This window comes from Embleya sp. L77 (genome assembly GCF_055557415.1).
The window spans coordinates 3978075-3992968 of the sequence record NZ_CM145709.1 but is presented as its reverse complement, the minus strand read 5'-3'; the positions used below and the strand labels follow the sequence as shown (position 1 = coordinate 3992968).

Here is a 14894-nt window from a genome sequence, read left to right as displayed (position 1 = left end):
CGCCGATCCCGATTGTCAGGGGCTCGCGGTTCCTTTGCCGTTCTTGCGGTGGAGCCAACCCGAGATGTGCCAGCCGAGTTCGAGGAGGGCGGCGGCGACGAGCGCGATGCCGACCGCGGTGCCGTTGTTGCCCTGGTGTTGGGGGTACAGGGCGAAGAAGTCGGCTACCGGGGGGACGTAGAGGGCGATCAGGAAGGCTGCCGCCATCGCCGCGATCAGGGCGATCTTCCACCACGTGTGGGGGCGGGCGACGATCGCCAGGATCCAGATCGCGACCAGGAAGAGGGTGATCACGGCGGTGGTGCGGTCCTGGTCCAGGTTCGAGCCGTGGTTGAGGTGGGCCAACCAGTAGGACAGGAATGTGGCCAGTGCGGCGACCACGCCGCCGGGGATCGCGAAGCGCAGCACGCGCGGGACGAAGCCGGGCCGGGCGCGTTCGGCATTCGGGGCGAGGGCCAGGAAGAAGGCCGGCACACCGATGGTGAGCGAGCCGATCAGAGTGAGATGGCGGGGCAGGAACGGGAAGACCACGCCCGCGACGCCGGTGAGCAGCGACAGCAGCAGCGCGTACACGGTCTTGACCAGGAACAGGTTCGCGACCCGTTCGATGTTGCCGATCACCCTGCGACCCTCGGCCACCACCGAGGGCAGCGTCGCGAAGCTGTTGTCCAGGAGCACGATCTGCGCGACCGCACGGCTCGCGCCGCTGCCCGCGCCCATCGCGACGCCGATGTCGGCGTCCTTGAGCGCGAGCACGTCGTTGACGCCGTCGCCGGTCATCGCGACCGTGTGACCGCGGGCCTGGAGGGCCGCGACCATCGCGCGCTTCTGCTGCGGGGTGACCCGACCGAAGACGGTGTTGTCCTCCAGCGCCTGGCCGAGTCCGGCCCGGTCCTCGGGCAACCGACGTGCGTCCACCGCGTGTTCGGCACCCGCGAGGCCCAGCTTGGCGGCCACCGCGCCGACCGAGAGCGCGTTGTCGCCGGAGATCACCTTGGTCGCCACGTCCTGACTCGCGAAGTAGCGCAGCGTCGCCGCGGCGTCCGGACGCAGCCGCTGTTGCAGCACCACCAGCGCGGCGGGGTGGGCCCGGCCGCCCGCCTCGTCGGTCAGCCCGTCGGCGGTCGCCAGCAGGAGCACCCGCAGGCCCCGGCCGCCGAGTTCGTCCACTCGGGCGAGTACCGGGTGGCCCTCGGGCAGCAGCACGTCGGGCGCGCCGAGCAGCCACGTCCCGTGCCCGGCGAAGCTCGCGCCGCTCCACTTGCGGGCCGAGGAGAACGCGGCGACGTCGGTGACCGGCCAATCCGGCGGCGCGGGGTAGGCGTCCACGATCGCCTGGAGGCTCGCATTCGGCCGCGGGTCGGAGGTACCCAGTGCGCCCAGGGCCGCGTCGATCGGCAGGGTGTCGTCGAGCGGGCGCACCTCGGCCACGTCCATGCCGCCCTCGGTGAGTGTGCCGGTCTTGTCCAGGCAGACCACGTCGACCCGGGCCAGGCCCTCGATCGCGGGCAGTTCCTGGACCAGGCACTGCTTGCGGCCCAGCCGCACCACACCGACCGCGAACGCGACCGAGGTGAGCAACATCAGGCCCTCGGGCACCATGGTGACCAGGCCCGCGACCATGCCGCGCAGGGCGTTCGGCAGGCCGTCGTGGGTGCGGAGCTGACTGATGATCAGCAGGATTCCCACCGGGATCATCAACCAGGTCACGTAGGTGAGGATCCGGTCCAGGCCCCGGCGCAGTTCCGAGTCGACCAGGGTGAATCGACCGGCCTCCTCGGCGAGTCGGGCGGCGTACGCGTCGCGGCCGACCTTGCCCGCGCGGAAGGCGCCGTTGCCGGCGGCCACGAAGCTGCCGGACATCACCTGGTCGCCGACCTTCTTGTGGACCGGATCGGTCTCGCCGGTGAGCAGCGACTCGTCGAGTTCGAGTGCGTCCGCCTCCATCACCACGCCGTCCACCAGGACCTGTTCGCCCGCGCCGAGTTCGCACACGTCGTCCAGGACCAGGTCGCGCGCGGACAACTCGGCGGTGTGCCCGTCCCGGCGCACCCGCGGCTTGGCCTCGCCGACCACCGCCAGGGCGTCCAGGGTGCGCTTGGCGCGCAGTTCCTGGATGATGCCGATCGCCGTGTTGGCGACGATGACCAGGCCGAACAGGCCGTCCTGGATCGGGCCGACGATCAGGATCACCACGAACAGGGTGCCGATGATCGCGTTGAACCTGGTGAAGACGTTGCCCCGGACGATCGCCGAGGTGCTGCGGCTGGACCGGGCCGGCACGTCGTTGACGCGACCGTCCGCGACGCGTTCGGCGACCTCGGCGGTGGTCAGCCCGGGGATGGTGGCGGGGGCTTCGATCATGCCCTGAAGCTACGTCAGCGAATGTCGGATTTTGTGGCTATTTGCCATCAGTCGCGAGGATTGCTCGCACCGAGTGGCCGCCGCCCGGCTCAGTCCTCGTCGTCGCTTTGCAGTCGGCGGCAGTACCAGAGCCCGAACAGCCCGAGGCCCGACCCGGCCAGCGCACACCACGGCCACCAGCCCCGGTCGTCGTCCGCGAGCGTGTCGCGCATGAACCACGCGAGCACGAACAGCGCGAACCAGATCAGGCTGCCGACGGCGACGAGCCTGATGATGTTGCCCTCGTGCGGAGGCGGCGCGGGGCGCATGCCGGTGTCCGCGTCGCGGGTCTCGGCGGGTCGCCGCTCGGTGGATCGGCTCTCGGCGGACCGGCGCTCGGCGGGTCGATGCTCGGCGGGTCGATGCTCGGCGGCTTCGGCCGGCTCGTCGACGACGGCGGCGAATTCGGCGGTCCCACCCATGAGCGCCGGATCGGTGGCCGGGTCGTAGGCACTCGCGCCGTAGCCCGTCGCGGGAGGCGGCTCGGACGGGTATGACTCGACCCCGCCGGGCACCGGATGGGCCGCGTAGCCGCCGGACTCGAACTCGGCGGGCTCGTACCGGGCCGGCTCGTATGCCTCCTGCGAGTACTGCGTCGGCTCGTGGTCCGCCTGCGCGTAGTCGGTCTGCGCGTGGTCCCCCTGCGCATGGTCGGTCTGCGTGTAGTCGGTCTGCGGATACGGCTCCGCTCCGTACGCCGCGTATTCACCACTGCCGTACGGGCTCGCGTCGTACTCGCCGCTGCCCGGGGAGCCCGCGTCGTACGCGTCCTCGACGTGCCCCGACGCCGGGTCCGCGGCCGCGTCCGGGTGCGGTGCGCCCGTGTCGTCCGGATCCGGCGAGGTGCGCCGTCGTTTCCCGCTCCCGTGCCTGCTCACGAAACCTAGGCTACTTGGCCGTCCGCACCGGCCCCGCGTGCGCCCCGACGAACGAACACAGGGACCGGTTCCCGTTTTCGGTGTGGTGTCTGGCACCCTTTTCAGGGTCTCCCGGTACTTCGTCCCATCGTGCCGTGTGCGTGTCTCGACCACCCGTTCCCGCGCCTCGAGGATTCCGCATGTCCCCCCAGGCCGCCGCCGCGACCACCCCCGAGGTCCCCACCCCGGCGAGGAGCGGCCTCGACCGCTTCTTCAAGATCTCCGAGCGCGGTTCGTCGCCGCTGCGCGAGATACGCGGTGGACTCGCCACGTTTTTCGCGATGGCCTACATCATCGTGCTGAACCCGATCATCCTCGGGTCGGCGCACGACAAGTTCGGCAACCAGCTCTCCCAGCCGCAGCTGGTCACCGCCACCGTGCTGGTCGCCGCGGTGATGACCATCCTGATGGGCCTGATCGGCAACATGCCGCTCGCACTGGCCGCCGGACTGGGCATCAATGCGATGGTCGCGTTCCAGATCGCGCCGCAGACCACGTGGGACGAGGCGATGGGCCTGGTCGTGCTGGAGGGCGTCGGCCTGTTGATCCTGGCCGCCACCGGGCTGCGCGAGGCGATCATGAACGCCATCCCGCTGGTGCTCAAGCAGGCGATCGGGGTCGGCATCGGCCTGTTCGTGACCCTGGTCGGCCTGGTCAGCGCGGGTGTGGTGACCCGGGTGCCGGACAAGGTGAACTCCACCGTGCCGGTCGCGCTCGGCAGTGGCGGCACGCTCCAGGGCTGGCCGGCCGTGGTCTTCTGCTTCGGCCTGGTGCTCACGTTCGTCCTGGTCGTCCGCAAGGTGCCGGGCGCGATCCTGATCGGCATGGTCGCCTCGACCGTGCTCGCGGTGATCGTGCACCAGGCGGCCGGCCTGGACAAGGCGACCTGGGGCCTGACCGCGCCCGAGGCGAACGGTGTCGTGGACACACCCGACTTCGCACTGATCGGCAACGTGGACCTGTTCGGCGCGTTCGGCCGGGTCGGCTTCATCACCGCGTCGCTGCTGATCTTCACGCTGCTGCTGTCGAACTTCTTCGACGGCATGGGCACCATCATCGGGGTCAGCCGCGAGGCCGGACTGCTCGACGAGCAGGGCAAGGTGCCCAACCTGGGCCGCATCCTCACCGTCGAGTCGGTCGGCGCGATCGCCGGCGGCGGCGCCTCGGCGTCCTCCAACACGGTCTTCGTCGAATCCACGGCGGGCGTCGGCGAAGGCGCCCGGACCGGGCTCGCCAACCTGGTCACCGGCGGCCTGTTCGCACTCGCGCTGCTGTTCACGCCACTGGCGAAGCTGGTACCGGCGCAGGCCGCCACGCCCGCGCTGGTCGTGGTCGGCGCGTTGATGATGACGCAGGTCAAGCACATCGAGTGGGACGACATGACGGTCGCCGCGCCGGCGTTCGTGACGATCGCGCTGATGCCCTTCACGTACAGCATCACCACCGGGATCGGCGCGGGCTTCATCCTGTACGTGGTGCTGCGTACGGCGGTCGGCAAGGCTCGGGAGATCCCGGTGTTGTTGTGGATCGTGTCCGCGCTGTTCGTGGTGCACTTCGCGATCGACCCGATCGAGCAGCTGCTGGGCGTCAAGTAGCGCCGGGAGCGTCGGGCACCGGGTCGCGGTCGGGGGTGCGGAGCACCATCGGGCCCAGGATGCGGAAGTCGCCGGCCCGATGGTGGCCCAGCGGTGGGCCCGGGAATATCCCCCGCGGGCAAACCATTGGAAGTTAGCGAGAGTAAAGAGTTAAGCTAAACAACGTGTCCCCGTCCGAACCCGACCGTGCCACGGTGGCTGCCCTCCGTGCCTCGGTGCTGAAGCTCTCCCGTCGCCTGCGCAACCAGCGGGCCGACGAGACGCTGAGCCCCACCCAGCTCTCGGTGCTGACCGTGCTCGTCGTGCGCGGCGCCATGACTCCGGGCGAACTCGCCCGGCAGGAAAAGGTGCAGCCGCCGTCGATGACGCGCGTGATCGCCGGCCTGGAGGAGCGCGGCCTGGTGCGGCGCGAGCCGCACCCCGACGACCGCAGGCAGGTCGTGGTCTCCGCGACCGAGCCCGCCGCCGCCGTGGTGGAGGAGAACCGCAGGCTGGGCAACGCCTGGCTGGCGGAACACCTGTCCCGGCTCACGCCCGAGGAGAACGAGGCGTTGCGCGCGGCCCTGCCGGTGCTGGAGAAGCTGGCGCAGGCCTAGGCCGGCGCGAGAGCCCGCGTCGCGGTTCGGTTCGGGGACGGATGTTCATCCGGCCTCGGCCGACCGTACGACGAAAGGGGAGCCCGTGGCGGCGACAGCCGGCACCTTCTCATCACTACGAAACCGCAACTTTCGGCTGTTCGCCGCCGGGCAGACGGTGTCGAACACCGGCACCTGGATGCAACGCATCGCCCAGGACTGGCTCGTGCTCAAGCTCACCGGCAGCGCGACCGCGCTCGGGGTGACCACCGGTCTGCAATTTTTGCCCATGCTGCTGTTCGGCCTGTGGGGCGGCGTGATCGCCGACCGCTACCGCAAGCGCCTGCTGTTGATCGGTACGCAGACCGTGATGGGTCTGCTCGCCGCCGTGATGGCGGTCCTGGTGTTGAGCGACGCCGTCCAGGTGTGGCACGTATGGCTGCTGGCGTTCGGCCTGGGCATGGCCACCGCGGTGGACAACCCCGCACGGCAGGCCTTCGTGATCGAGATGGTCGGCCGCAAGGACCTGGCCAACGCGGTCAGCCTGAACTCGGCCAACTTCCAGCTCGCCCGGATCGTCGGCCCCGCGGTCGGCGGCCTGCTGATCACCGCGATCGGCACCGGGTGGGTGTTCGCGGTCAACGCGGTCTCCTACATCGCGGTGCTGCTCGGCCTGCTGGCCATGCGCGAGTCCGAACTGCGCACGATGCCGGTGGTGGCACGCGAGAAGGGCCAACTGCGCGAGGGGCTGCGCTATGTGCGCGGCCGTCCCGACCTGCTCGTGGCGATCGCCCTGGTCGGCTTCATCGGCACCTTCGGCTACAACTTCGCGGTCACCCTCGCGACCTTCTCCAACGACGTCTTCCACGCCGGACCCGGCTCGTTCGGGCTGCTCAACACGGTGTTCGCGGTCGGCTCGCTGGCGGGTGCCCTGTTCGCGGCCAAGCGCGGCCGGACCCGGCTGCGGGTGCTGGTCGGCGCCGCGATCGTGTTCGGGCTGCTGGAGACGATCGCCGCGCTGATGCCCGGCTACTGGAGCTTCGCGCTGCTGCTCGTGCCGATCGGGATCGCCGGGCTGACCTTCAACACCGCGGCCAACTCGACCGTGCAGCTCGGGAGCGACCCGGCGATGCGCGGTCGGGTGATGGGCATCTACATGCTCGTGTTCATGGGCGGCACCCCGCTGGGCGGCCCGCTGACGGGGTGGCTGGCGGAGAGCTTCGGGCCGCGTACCGGCCTGCTCGTGGGCGGCCTGATCTCGTTGGCAGCGGCGCTCGTGGTCGGTGTGCTGCTCGCCCGGCACGCCGGGATCCGGCTGCGGCCGGGTTCGGTGGTGCGCGCGATGCGGCCGGCGACGCCCGCCGTCTCGGCGACACGCTCGGAGTTCGGTAATCCCGTGGTCAAGATCTGACACAGCGTCAGTACAGGTGTGCGATGCACCCTTTCTTGACGCGGGATTCACGCCCTGGGGTGACGCAGACCATCGACACGTCACCCGAAACGCTGGAATCCTCGACGAATGGACTACGTGCGGTTCCAGCACCTGTTCCAGGCGGAGGGTCTCCGCTTGGGCCAGGCGGCCGTCACGGACATGGACGCGCCGGTACCGTCCTGTCCCGGTTGGACGGTCGCCGACGTCGTACGACATTCCGTGCTCATGTACACCGGCGCCGCCGGGCAACTGCGCCCCGAGCAGCGACCGGGCGCGCACAACGCGCGCCCGGTCGCAGGCAGTGCGCACCCGGTCACGAACAGCACAGCCAAGGGGGATCTGCTCGACACCTACAACCGGGCGCACGCGGCGCTCGTGACCGAAATGGCCCGGCGGGACCCGCTCGACCCGATCGAGGGCGAGGCCCTCGACCCCGGCGTCGCGGACGGCGTGGACGGCGACGGGCCCGACCCGGGCACCGCCGGCTTCCTGGTCCGTCGGATGGCGCGCGAGGCCGCGGTACACCGCGCCGACATCGAGATGGCCGTCGGCACCCCGGGACCGCTGGACGCCCAGCAGGCTCTGGACGGCATCGACGAGGTGCTGGGCGTACTGCTGCCCGCGCACTACGACGGTGGCGTGCGCGACGGCGCGAGCGGGCGCACCATCGGCGTGCACAGCAACCGGCACCACTGGCGGCTGACCATGCAGCGCTCCGGCGTGACGATGTCCCGCGACCGGGGGTTCGCCGACGCGGCGGTCAGCGGCGAGCCCGCCGACGTGCTGCTCTACCTGTGGGGCCGACGCCCCGGCACGGTCGTCTCGCAGACCGGCGACCGCAGCGTGCTCGCCGCCTTCCGCCGCCGCCTGGCGGCCTCGATGGTGTGACCCGCGAGGGCGGGCGCCCGGCCGGGATTCGGCCGCGCGCCCGCGCCGCGTAGGCTCTGGGGCGTGAATCCCCGCACCAGAACCCGCGTCGTCACGGCCACCCTGGCCCTCCTGCTCATCGCCGTGATCATCGGCGCCTTGATGCGTTAGGACCGGCGCGGCACCCGGACCGGCACGCACGATCGCGCACTCCCGGCACCCGGGATCGGCAGGGCGCGGATTCGCGCGCGGACGCCGTGGTGCGGTCAGTGCGGATTGCCCGCCGAGCGGGCCGCGAGAGCTCGGTCCTTGGCGATCCGCACCAGCGTCGCGTTGCCCGGGACCCGGCGGCCCTCCGGGTCCAGCAGGGTGTCCTCCAGGCCGATCCGGGTGTCCAGACCGGCCGCGATGGCCGCGTCCAGGACCGGCCACGCGGACTCGTTCGCGCCGTGCAGCAGGCGCGGCACCGCGATGTCGTGCCGGTCGAGCACGGCCAGGATGCGGCCCGCCTCGTCCAGCGCCTCCCCCACATCGGCGCGTTCGACCTCGATCAGGATCCGGGTGCACACCGCGGCCAGGTCCCGTTCGACCAGCAGTTCCGCGTCCGCCTCGGTCCACACCCCCGCCTCGACGCCCACACCCAGGTGCGCGAGCACGTACGCGAGGTCGACCGAGCCCTCCTCGGACAGGTTGACCGACGCCAGGTCGGGCAGCACCGTCCAGGCGCGCACCGCGGCCAGCCGGGCCGCGGCGTCGGGCTCGATCCAGGCGCCCGTGCTCACCCCGATCGGCACCCCCGGCGCCGCCCCGCGAATCGCCCGGACCACCGGCGCGATCACGTCCGGCGCCAGGCTCTCCCGGCCGCCGCGACCGCGCGGGTGCACGTGCACGATCGACGCCCCCGCGGCCACCGCGGCGCGGCTGTCCGCGGCGATCTGCGCCGGTGTCAGCGGGAGCGCCGGGTGCTCCTCGGGGCGCCGTGTGCCGTTCAGACATGCCTTGATCAGTGTCATGGAAGACTCCGAATGCCGACGCCCACGAACTCCCATCCCATCCCCGATGCACGGCAAACCGCAATGCATTCGGCCGACCTGTCGCAAAGTGGTCCCCGACTCGGCGGCGATCGGGGTCGGGCCGGCAGGGTGGACCCATGACAGGACGGGACGGGTGAAGCGGGTGGGACGGGGTCGGATGCGCGGCTTCGGCGCCCTGACGGCGGCAGTGGCCCTGGTGGTGGCGGTACCGGCGTCGGCGGTGGCCGATGCGGACGTGTTGTTCACCATCAAGGACGAGCGGATCACCGAGTCCAGCGGCCTGGTGGCCAGCGCGCTGCACCCGGACGTCTACTGGACGCACAACGACAGCTCGGACGCGCCCAAGGTCTACGCGATCGGCAAGGACGGCAGCACGAAGGCGACCATCACGCTGGCCGGCGTGGACGCCCGGGACTGGGAAGCGATCACGATCGGCAAGGACGACGCGGGCAAACCGGCGGTCTTCGTCGGCGACATCGGCGACAACCTGCACGGCAAGTGGCCCGAGGTGTGGATCTACCGCTTCGCCGAACCCGCGACGCTCGCCGACGCGACGGTCAAGGCGACCAAGTTCCGGGTGAAGTACGACAACGGTCCGCGCGACGCCGAGGCGCTGCTGATGGACCCGCGCACGAACAGGCTCTACATCGCGAGCAAGGAGGGCGAGGGCGGCCTGTACGAGCAGCCCGAACAGCTCTCCCCGACCGGGATCAACACGTTCAAGCGGATCGCCGCCGGCGGCCCGACGGTGACCGACGGCGCGTTCGCGCCGGACGGCTCCCGGTTCGTGCTGCGCGGCTACTTCTCCGCCACCGTGTTCGCCGCGCCCGGCAAGGAGTTGGCCGGGGTCGGCGTGCCGATCCAGCGCCAGGGCGAGTCGGTCGCGTGGAGCCGGGACGGCAAGGAGTTGTTGTTCGGCAGCGAGGGCAAGGGCAGCCAGGTCCGCCGGGTCGAACTCAACGGCGACAACCGCCCGGACCTGGTGCGCAACGCGCCCGGCGGCGGTACGTCCGGACCCGGGTCGGACGGCGGCGGTTCCACGGGCCCGACCACATCCGCCGGTGACGACGGCGACGGCAAGTCCACGACGGACAAGGCCAAGACCTACGGCCCGGGGCTGCTGGCCGTGGCCGGCCTGGTGGTGCTGTTCCTCGCGTATCGCCGGCTGGGCGGCCGAAACCGGAACTGACCGACGACGGGGCCGCGGACGACCCCGCAACGGGTGACGAAGGGCCGCCTTCCCCGCGCCGGTTCGCTGCACGCGTGCCGAAGGGCCGCCGTCCCGAGGCCACTTCGCTGCACCCTCCCCGAAGGGCCGCCGTCCCCAGACCGGTTCGGTCCGGAGCGGCGGCCCGTCAGGCGTTGCGGACGCGGGTCAGAGCTGCTCGATCACGTAGTCGACGCACGCGGTCAGCGCCTCGACGTCGGCCGGCTCGACGGCCGGGAACATCGCCACCCGGAGCTGGTTGCGGCCCAGCTTGCGGTAGGGCTCGGTGTCCACGACGCCGTTCGCGCGCAGCACCTTGGCCACCGCGGACGCGTCCACCGAGTCGGCGAAGTCGATCGTGCCGACCACCTGCGAGCGGGCCGCCGGGTCGGCCACGAACGGGCTCGCGTAGGCGGACTTCTCGGCCCAGCCATACAGCCGGCTCGACGAGTCGGCGGTGCGCGCGACGGCCCAGTCCAGGCCGCCCTGCCCGTTGATCCAGTCGAGCTGGTCGGCGAGCAGGAACAGCGTGCTCAGCGCCGGCGTGTTGTACGTCTGGTCCTTGACCGAGTTGTCGATCGCGGTGGCCAGGTCGAAGAACGGCGGGATGTAGCGGTCCGACGCGGCGATCCGCTGCGCCCGCTCCAACGCGGCGGGCGAGAACGCGGCGAGCCACAGACCGCCGTCGGCGGCGAAGTTCTTCTGCGGCGCGAAGTAGTACACGTCGGTCTCGGCCGCGTCCACCGGCAGCCCGCCCGCCGCGGAGGTCGCGTCGACCAGCACCAGCGAACCCGCGTCGCCGCCGGCCGGGCGGGCGATCGGCATCGCGACACCGGTCGAGGTCTCGTTGTGGGTCAGGGCGTACACGTCCACGCCCGCCTCGGCCTGCGGCAGCGGGTGCGTGCCGGGCTCCGACTTGATCACCGTCGGCTCGTCCAGCCACGGCGCGGCCTTGACCGACGTGGCGAACTTGGAGGAGAACTCGCCGAACGACAGGTGCTGGGACTTGCGCTCGACCAGGCCGAACGCGGCGATGTCCCAGAAGGCGGTGGCACCGCCGTTGCCCAGGACCACCTCGTAGCCCTCGGGCAGGGAGAACAGGCTGCCGACACCTTCGCGAACCCGGCGCACCAGGTTCTTCACCGGCGCCTGCCGGTGGGAGGTGCCCAGGAGAGAGGTACCGGTCGCCGCGAGGGCGGCGAGCGCCTCGGGACGTACCTTGGACGGACCCGAACCGAACCGGCCGTCGGCGGGCATGAGCGCTGCGGGAATCTGGATCTCGGCCACGCGGAGAGCGTAGTCGTGTCCGTTTCGTGGGTGATGTGTATTCCGCACAATGAGACGATCGTGGCCGGCATGTGGCGGAAGGCGTCTCGGCGGGTGGACGGAACGTGACCGGGCCGGTGCTTCGTGCTCGGCCCGGCGGACGGTACGGGGCGGGTCCGGAGCCCGGCGAGCGGGCGTGTTCGGTTCGGCCGGCGGGGCACGACGGTGAGGATGACGTGGTGACGGCACAGCTCGGGGACCTGGAAGGCGCGCTGCGGGCGCGGGTGCGCGGCGAGGTCCGGTTCGACCCACAGGCCCGCGCGCTGTACTCGATGGACGCCTCCAACCACCGTCGGGTGCCGCCCGGGGTGGTCGCGCCGCTGGACGCCGAGGACGTGCTCGCGGCGCTCGCGGTGTGCCACGAGCTGGGCGCGCCGGTGACCGTGCGCGGCGGCGGCACCAGCATCGCCGGGCAGGCCACCGGCAACGGCGTGGTGCTCGACCTGGCCCGGCACCTGAACCGGATCCACCACGTGGACCCGGCGACCCGGATCGCGCACGTCGAGCCCGGCGTGGTGCTCGACGACCTGCGCCGGGAGGCCGGCCGGCACGGACTCACCTTCGGCCCGGACCCGTCCACGCACAGCCGCTGCACACTCGGCGGCATGATCGGCAACGACGCGTGCGGGTCGCACTCGGTCGCGTGGGGACGGACGAGCGCCAACGTCGAATGGCTCGACATCGCGACCGTCGACGGCACCCGGATGCGGGTCGGCCGCGATCAGCCGGTGCCCACGACGGGCCGCGCCGCCGAGATCCACGCCGCGCTCGCCGACCTCGCGGACGCCAACCTGGCGCTGATCCGGCGGGGCTTTCCCGCCCTGCCGCGCCGGGTCTCCGGCTACGCCCTGGACCGGCTGCTGCCCGAGCACGGGCGCGACCTGGCCCGGGCCCTGGTCGGCAGCGAGGGCACGTGCGTCGTGGTGCTCGGGGCCGGCCTGCGCCTGGTCGAGGCGCCCAGGGCCCGCGTCCTGGCCGTGCTGGGCTTTTCGGACGACTTCGCCGCGGCGGATGCGGCGCCGGGTCTGCTGCCGCACGGTCCGCTGACCGTGGAGAGCCTGAGCGCGGGCCTGGTCGCGTTGGCCGCGTCCGCACGCGACGTCGAACTGCCGCCCGGCGCAGCCTGGTTGTTCGTCGAGGTCGGCGGGGACTCGGTCGCCGAGGCGGCGGCGCGGGCACACGCGCTGGCCGGCTCCGGACCGGCGCGGGTGGTCACCGACCCGGCGGGGCAGCGGGCGCTGTGGCGGATCCGCGAGGAGGCGTCCGGCACCGCGACCCGGATGGCGGACGGCTCGGAGGCGTGGCCGGGCTGGGAGGACACCGCCGTGCCGCCCGAGCGGCTCGGCGCGTACCTGCGCGCGTTGGCCGAGCTGATGGCGCGGCACGAGCTGCGCGGGCTGCCGTACGGCCACTTCGGCGAGGGCTGTGTACACATCCGGATCGACTTCGACCTGCTCACCGCCCGCGGCGTCGCGGCGTTTCGGGCCTTCTCGTCCGACCTGGCGGATCTGGTGGTCGCGCACGGCGGCTCGCTGTCCGGGGAACACGGCGACGGGCAGGCCCGGGCCGAGTTCCTGCCCCGGATGTACGGACCGGAGATCGTCGAACTGTTCGGCGCCTTCAAGGCGATCTGGGATCCGGCCGGGTTGCTGAACCCGGGCATCCTGGTTCGTCCACACCCTGTGGACGACAATCTGCGTTTCACCGGGATGCGCACGCCCGTGCCGGTGGAGTTCGGTTATCCGGCCGACGGCGGCGACTTCGCCGCCGCGGTGCGGCGCTGCGTGGGAGTGGGCAAGTGCCGCGAGTCCGCGGACACCTCCTCGGGCGGCGTGATGTGCCCGTCGTACCGGGTCACCGGCGAGGAGGCGCACTCGACGCGCGGACGGGCCCGGCTGTTGCACGAGATGCTGATCGGCGAGGTGATCACCGACGGCTGGCGCTCCACCGAGGTCCGCGACGCGCTCGACCTGTGCCTGTCCTGCAAGGGTTGCCGCAGCGACTGTCCGGTGGACGTGGACATGGCCACCTACAAGGCCGAGTTCCTGCACCACCACTATCGGGGTCGGCTGCGCCCCGCGGCGCACTACGCGCTGGGCAACCTGCCGCTGTGGGCCCGTGCGGTGGGCGCCGTGCCGGGCCTGGCGGGGCTGGCCAAGGCGGCGGCGGGGGTGCCGGCGCTGCGGCGTGCCGCGCTCGGCCTGGCCGGGCTCGATCGCACCCGGGAGATCCCGCCGTTCGCCGCCGAGCCGTTCACCCGCTGGTGGCGCGATCGGCCGCGTGTGGAGGGGGGTTCGCGCCGTCGGGTGGTGCTGTGGCCGGACACCTTCACCAACCGGTTCCGGCCCGAGGTCGGTCGGGCGGCGGTCGAGGTGCTGGAGGCCGCCGGGCTGGAGGTGGTGGTGCCGCCCGGGTCGGTGTGTTGCGGCCTGACCTGGGTCTCGACCGGGCAACTGGGCATCGCGCGCCGGGTGATGACCCGCACCGTGCGCACCCTGCGGCCGGCGATCGAGGCCGGGCTGCCGATCGTGGGCCTGGAACCGTCCTGCGCGGCGGCGCTGCGCACCGACGTGCCCGAGTTGCTCGGCCGGGCGGCGGACGGCCTCGCGGACTCGGTCAGGACGTTCGCCCAGGCCCTGGAGGAGTACGCGCCGCACTGGTCGCCGCCGGTGCTCGATCGTGAGGTGACCGGCCAACTGCACTGCCACCAGCATGCGGTCCTGGGCGACGCGGCCGACCGCCGGTTGCGCACCCGGGCCGGGCTGACCGGCGAACTCGCGGGCGGCTGCTGCGGGTTGGCCGGCAACTTCGGCTACGAGGCGGCGCACGGCGAGTTGTCGCGCGCGGTCGCCGCGGACCGGCTGCTGCCGGCGCTGGAGGCCGCCGGGCCGGACGCGGTGACGCTGGCCGACGGTTTCAGCTGCCGCACCCAGATCACCCACGTGAGCGATCACCGCCCGGTCCACCTGGCCGAACTCCTGGCCGCCGAATTGCCCGGGCGGCCCGGTCACCCGGGTGCGCGCGGCGGGGAATAGCGGGCGGGCGATCGGGGATTGGCTCCGGATATGACCGACACACCGTTCAACCCGCACACGCTGCTCGCGAAGAGCCGGCTCGGCGTCCTGGCCACGATCAAGTCGGACGGCCGCCCCCAGCTTTCCCCCGTGATGCCGTACTACGACCCCGAGGCGGGTGTCCTGTACGTCTCGATGACCCAGGGCCGCGCCAAGACGGCGAACCTGCGCCGCGACCCCCGCGCCGCGCTGGAGGTGACCGGCCCCGACGGCCGCTCCTGGGCCACCGCCGAGGGCACGGTGACCCTGACCGGTCCGGGCACCGACCCCGACGGCCCGGAGGTCGAGGCGTTGGTCGCCTACTACCGGCGCGCCGCCGGGGAGCACCCGGACTGGGCCGAATACCGCGCGGCGATGGTGAGCGATCGCCGGGTGCTGATGACGATGACGGTCGACCACGTGTACGGCGCCGACCTGCGCTGAGGACGCGACGGGCGGACCCGGTGCCGCGGCCCGCTCGTGCT

Annotated in this window: 11 protein-coding genes; 7 read left to right on the top strand and 4 right to left on the bottom strand. The window is 72.2% G+C overall.

Features of this window, described 5'->3' with window-relative positions; translation table 11 throughout:
• Window positions 1-15: 15 nt before the first annotated feature.
• On the bottom strand, window positions 16-2364 hold the full coding sequence (locus ACZOOI_RS17100) for an HAD-IC family P-type ATPase (protein ID WP_465276683.1): 2349 nt from the start codon (window positions 2362-2364) through the stop codon (window positions 16-18).
• Between the two features lie 89 nt (window positions 2365-2453).
• Window positions 2454-3281: a hypothetical protein gene (locus ACZOOI_RS17095; RefSeq protein ID WP_465276682.1), complete on the bottom strand. Its 828-nt coding sequence runs from the start codon at window positions 3279-3281 to the stop codon at window positions 2454-2456.
• 179 nt (window positions 3282-3460) lie between these two features.
• On the opposite strand from ACZOOI_RS17095, the gene ACZOOI_RS17090 reads away from it, so the two are divergent.
• From ACZOOI_RS17090 to ACZOOI_RS17075, 4 genes are all read left to right on the top strand, one after another.
• Complete coding sequence (locus ACZOOI_RS17090) at window positions 3461-4915, top strand: NCS2 family permease (protein WP_465276681.1); 1455 nt, start codon at window positions 3461-3463, stop codon at window positions 4913-4915.
• A gap of 194 nt (window positions 4916-5109) precedes the next feature.
• Window positions 5110-5511, top strand: a complete 402-nt coding sequence (locus ACZOOI_RS17085; protein WP_465276680.1) for a MarR family winged helix-turn-helix transcriptional regulator — start codon at window positions 5110-5112, stop codon at window positions 5509-5511.
• An 85-nt stretch (window positions 5512-5596) separates the two neighbouring features.
• A complete protein-coding gene (locus ACZOOI_RS17080; protein ID WP_465276679.1) occupies window positions 5597-6901 on the top strand; it encodes an MFS transporter in 1305 nt (434 codons plus the stop codon).
• A gap of 108 nt (window positions 6902-7009) precedes the next feature.
• Complete coding sequence (locus ACZOOI_RS17075) at window positions 7010-7810, top strand: maleylpyruvate isomerase family mycothiol-dependent enzyme (protein WP_465276678.1); 801 nt, start codon at window positions 7010-7012, stop codon at window positions 7808-7810.
• Between the two features lie 245 nt (window positions 7811-8055).
• On the opposite strand, the gene ACZOOI_RS17070 is transcribed toward ACZOOI_RS17075, so the two are convergent.
• The gene (locus ACZOOI_RS17070; RefSeq protein ID WP_465276677.1) at window positions 8056-8802 is read right to left on the bottom strand and encodes a 3-keto-5-aminohexanoate cleavage protein; all 747 of its coding nucleotides are present in this window, start codon (window positions 8800-8802) and stop codon (window positions 8056-8058) included.
• A 154-nt stretch (window positions 8803-8956) separates the two neighbouring features.
• Here ACZOOI_RS17070 and ACZOOI_RS17065 point away from each other — a divergent pair, with 154 nt between their 5' ends.
• Window positions 8957-10012, top strand: coding sequence for a hypothetical protein (locus ACZOOI_RS17065; protein ID WP_465276676.1), 1056 nt, complete (start codon window positions 8957-8959; stop codon window positions 10010-10012).
• A 186-nt stretch (window positions 10013-10198) separates the two neighbouring features.
• On the opposite strand, the gene serC is transcribed toward ACZOOI_RS17065, so the two are convergent.
• Window positions 10199-11317 carry a phosphoserine transaminase gene (serC, locus tag ACZOOI_RS17060; protein WP_465276675.1) on the bottom strand — a complete coding sequence of 373 codons (1119 nt, stop codon included), beginning with the start codon at window positions 11315-11317 and terminating at the stop codon, window positions 10199-10201.
• A gap of 215 nt (window positions 11318-11532) precedes the next feature.
• Between serC and ACZOOI_RS17055 the strand changes: the two genes are divergently transcribed.
• Both ACZOOI_RS17055 and ACZOOI_RS17050 read left to right on the top strand, forming a co-directional pair.
• Window positions 11533-14391 carry an FAD-binding and (Fe-S)-binding domain-containing protein gene (locus ACZOOI_RS17055; protein ID WP_465276674.1) on the top strand — a complete coding sequence of 953 codons (2859 nt, stop codon included), beginning with the start codon at window positions 11533-11535 and terminating at the stop codon, window positions 14389-14391.
• A 30-nt stretch (window positions 14392-14421) separates the two neighbouring features.
• Window positions 14422-14853 (top strand): PPOX class F420-dependent oxidoreductase, encoded by a 432-nt coding sequence (locus ACZOOI_RS17050; RefSeq protein ID WP_465276673.1) that lies wholly within the window; start codon window positions 14422-14424, stop codon window positions 14851-14853.
• Window positions 14854-14894 lie beyond the last annotated feature (41 nt).